General features: G+C 60.7%; 4 protein-coding genes and 1 pseudogene. 3 read left to right on the top strand and 2 right to left on the bottom strand.

The features are described 5' to 3' along the window. The 3 genes from EN879_RS27995 to EN879_RS27985 form a co-directional block, all read left to right on the top strand. Positions 1-791 (top strand): HlyD family type I secretion periplasmic adaptor subunit (locus tag EN879_RS27995; protein WP_127274383.1); only part of this gene is annotated, 791 nt, incomplete at its 5' end. Positions 792-1207: 416 nt separating this feature from the next. Then, complete coding sequence (locus EN879_RS40215; protein WP_244514442.1) at positions 1208-1639, top strand: hypothetical protein; 432 nt, start codon at positions 1208-1210, stop codon at positions 1637-1639. Positions 1640-1722: 83 nt separating this feature from the next. Further along, the gene (locus EN879_RS27985) at positions 1723-2070 is read left to right on the top strand and encodes a hypothetical protein (protein ID WP_063170809.1); all 348 of its coding nucleotides are present in this window, start codon (positions 1723-1725) and stop codon (positions 2068-2070) included. A gap of 312 nt (positions 2071-2382) precedes the next feature. Here the strand turns inward: EN879_RS27985 and EN879_RS27970 are convergent. Then, positions 2383-2689 (bottom strand): annotated as a pseudogene (locus EN879_RS27970) (nuclear transport factor 2 family protein). Between the two features lie 173 nt (positions 2690-2862). Next, positions 2863-3477, bottom strand: coding sequence for a methyltransferase domain-containing protein (locus EN879_RS27965; RefSeq protein ID WP_024504651.1), 615 nt, complete (start codon positions 3475-3477; stop codon positions 2863-2865). Positions 3478-3576: the final 99 nt, after the last annotated feature.

Here is a 3576-nt window from a genome sequence, read left to right as displayed (position 1 = left end):
TCTCCGGCCTGACCGAGCAAAAGGACGCCAAGAGCCAGGAAATCAAGCTGATCGGAACCGAGCTCGCGGGCATGCGCACATTATGGGAGCGCAAGCTGGTCTCGATCGATCGCATCACCGCGCTCGAGCGCGAGGCCGTGCGGCTGGAGGCTGAACACGGGCAGTTGATCGCGGCGATAGCGCAGTCGAAAGGTCACACGTCGGAAATCCGCCTGCAGATCATCCAGATCGATCAGGATCTGCGCAGCGAAGTCGCCACGGAGCTGCGTGAGGTCCAGGCAAAACTCTCGGAGCTAGTCGAACGCAAGGTATCGGCCGAGGACCAGCTCAAGCGCATCGACATTCGAAGCCCGCAGGCCGGCGTCGTCCTTCAGCTTGCCGTACATACGATTGGGGGTGTCATCACTGCGGGCGAACCGGTCATGCTCATCGTGCCGGTCGCGGACCGACTGACCGTCGAAGCCCGTGTCGCTCCACAGGACATCGATCAGCTGAAACAGGGGCAGGAGGCGACGCTGCGGCTTTCGGCCTTCAATCAGCGGACCACGCCTGAACTCAACGGAAGCGTCAGCAAGATCTCCGCCGATCTCAGCACCGACGAGCGCACCGGCGCCGGTTATTACACTGTGCATATCGTTTTGCCGCGCACGGAACTTGCCAGACTCAAAAGACTGACCCTGGCGCCCGGCATGCCGGTCGAGGTGTTCTTCACGACCAGCAGCCGCACGATGCTGTCCTATCTCGTCAAGCCCCTGGCCGATCAGATTCAGCGAGCATTCCGGGAGGAGTGAAGCGCGCCTGGGCTGCAGCGACCGGCCGCTTCCCGCCGCGAGCATTCATCGGCTGGGAAATTGGCAGAATGCTGCTTTCGGTTTATTGATCCTCGACGACTCCCTGCTGGCCTCGATCCACTGGCCGCCTCCGAGGTAAAAGGCATGGGGACGTCGAACGCGGGCACGTTGGCTTCAATGCTCAACCGGCCTAGGGGTTAAGGACCGAGTGGAGCCGCGCCTTGAGGGTGGCTGCAGCATGCCAGGACATAGCCGACCGAGTTCTGCCGCGTCCGGCATGGCCAAAATAGGAATTGACCCCTCGCCCGAGTCAATTCTTGCTTGACATTTACGTTCCCGTTCTGTTCACTTCCCGAGCCTGCCGGAAAGGCCAACTGCCATGCTCATGCCGATCATCACGTAAGGCGCTCAAAGGGATGAACCTGCTCAACGGCGAACTTAGGAGCGACTTGATGTGCTCCCTCCATCACGCGTGCGACACGCTAGGAGGAACCGCGATGGGAACGATGTACTTCGATGCCGAGGTCAAAGCCGAGTTGCACTCTGAAGCGGTGAAGCTTGTCGCCCGCTACGAAAGCCCGCTTGAGACCGTGAAGGCGCTGATGGCCTACAACCGCGAGCCAGAGACTCAGATACTCGCCATAGCCCAGGCATCCGGGGATAGGTTCCATTGGCTACGACGATACGCCCCCTGTTGTAGGATGACCGGCGTGGACATTGCGAAGTCCCGCCCTGCGGCTAGGATAGCGCGGATGAACGGAACGACCTCCGAGGCAGCTTGTGCTGACGCACTCGCGGCGCTCCGCACGGCAGGGCGAGGCCGGGAAACGAAGTTGCCCATAAACTGATCGGAGGAGACTTGGTATTGCGACCCCTCGCGCGACCTCGGCAGGTTGAATCGTTCCCGGCGTGACAGGAGAGCTTTTTAGCCATGCATGACCTTATCGCTTTCATACAAAGCAACTCTGCGCTGGTGGCGGCTAACCCGTTGGCCTTTGCTACGTCTGCCGCATTGTTCGTCGCCGGCGGATTTGCCGTGGGGCGCTATTTCCTTGCGGAGCGCATTGCCAATCTGGAAAGCCGGATTGCGCGGCGCGACGAGGAGATCACGGACCTGAAGGCCAAGCAGAAAGCACCGGACCCGGAAGGCCCTGTGCCTCTATTCGAGATGACAGAGATGCTTCCCCCTGCGCCGTTCAACTTCAACCGGCTGTTGGTCAGCGGAAAAACACCCTCCAGGTTGAATAGTTTACTCTCCCAACAGAAAGCACCAGGCTGATCGTGGTCACGGCCTTCCACCGTCATGAGACCGGCGACCTGCAAACCGGCAAGCATGCTGGCCTCATTGCGTGGTCGCGCGAGGGTAACCCTTCGGTGGCTTATGGCGAGCCGACGACTCTGTTTGCGGGTGGCGACGTGCCGGACATGGAATAGCTGGAGGTGGTTTCATCCTTGGCAGCTACTTTGAATGCGTTCCGGAATTCTGAGGTTGGCATTTCGTCGGCGAGTGCAGCGATGCAAACGCGCATCGCGTAATCCACCTGTTTTGGAATGCGGGACAACGAAAAGATCCGACAGGAATGCCAACCCCCTACTCCACGATCTTCCAGTATGAGTCCTTGCGGATCACCTTTCCGTCACGAAATGTGTAGAAATCGCAACCTCGAACTTCCTTTTTGACGCCCTCGCGGGTGGTGCCGGTGAGGGTCCATTTCGACATGCCGGTGCTGGCAGCCTCGTCCGCAAAGTGCTGTCCACTGCCGTAATGCACATCGGGCAGACCCTCAAAGCGCGTCGCTAGCGCGTCTCGTACGCTGCGCTTGCCCTCGCAGCGCGTTCCCCAAGGCTCGGCCCCCCCTTGGCATCTCCAGAACGCAGTCGTCGGCAAAGAACGCCATGATGCGGTCCAGATCGTGCGCATTGAAGGCCTCGCAAAGCTCCGTCAATGTGGCTCGAATGTCCATTCGCGAACGGCTCCTCGGATTTCGAAGTAGGTCACTGGCGGCGGATCCGGTCAAGTGTCCAGCCAGACACCCTGGCTATGACCGGGATGGAGCGCGGCTTCCACCACTCACCCCTTCTTAGCGAACGCCCAGACCATCAGCGGGTATTCCTCGTCGTTACTGAGATCCCGCCACAGGCCGTAGGCGCGAACAGGGCCACCGATATGGGCCCTGGCGCAGGCCTTGTTGCCCCAGCCGTGGACCTTGACGTTGGCTTCGGGGAAGCCGCCGTCCACCATCAGCTGCTTGAGTCCGGCGGGCGTCCATCTGTTGTAGTCGTGCGGTCTGGCGTGCACGCGAAACAGGAAGGGCGTTGCCACCATCGCCCAACCGCCGGGTCGGGTCATGGCGTGGATGTTCCGCACCGCCGCCTGCGGACGCTGCACGTGTTCCAGCACCTGGTCGGCGATGACGATCGAATACTGCTCATCGGTGCGGTCGTTGCAGATGTCGAAGGCGGGGAAGTCGACAGAGCGGTAGTTGGAGCACATTGTGCGCCAATAGCGGTTCCAGCCGGGCGAGATCTCGATCACGTCGGAGGATTTACGGTTGCTGGCTTCGAGAAAGAGGCTGAAAGCCTCGATCTGGCGGATACGCAGCCAGTTGCGGGAATCATAGCCAAGCAGCCGCTTGGCTGCCTGTTTGCCACGGCTCTTCAGGGTGCCGGCAAGGCTCTCAGTCATCACGACCTCCAGAGACCCGCCGTCCTTGCTGGTAGCACTATGTTATGGGCAAAAGATGACAACGCAGCGCCGCCGCCGGCGGCGCGACCAGAAACAATG

It is taken from the genome of Mesorhizobium sp. M7A.F.Ca.AU.002.02.1.1 (genome assembly GCF_003998535.1).
Taxonomy (GTDB): domain Bacteria; phylum Pseudomonadota; class Alphaproteobacteria; order Rhizobiales; family Rhizobiaceae; genus Mesorhizobium; species Mesorhizobium ciceri.
Note: the sequence above shows the minus strand (reverse complement) of the source record. Positions and strands in the feature narration are given on the sequence as shown.

Bases quoted from the DNA above. Each gene is read 5' to 3' on its own strand.
- EN879_RS27965 (WP_024504651.1), bottom strand. From the start codon at position 3,477: ATGACTGAGAGCCTTGCCGGCACCCTGAAGAGCCGTGGCAAACAGGCA.
- EN879_RS27985 (WP_063170809.1), top strand. From the start codon at position 1,723: ATGCATGACCTTATCGCTTTCATACAAAGCAACTCTGCGCTGGTGGCG.
- EN879_RS40215 (WP_244514442.1), top strand. From the start codon at position 1,208: ATGAACCTGCTCAACGGCGAACTTAGGAGCGACTTGATGTGCTCCCTC.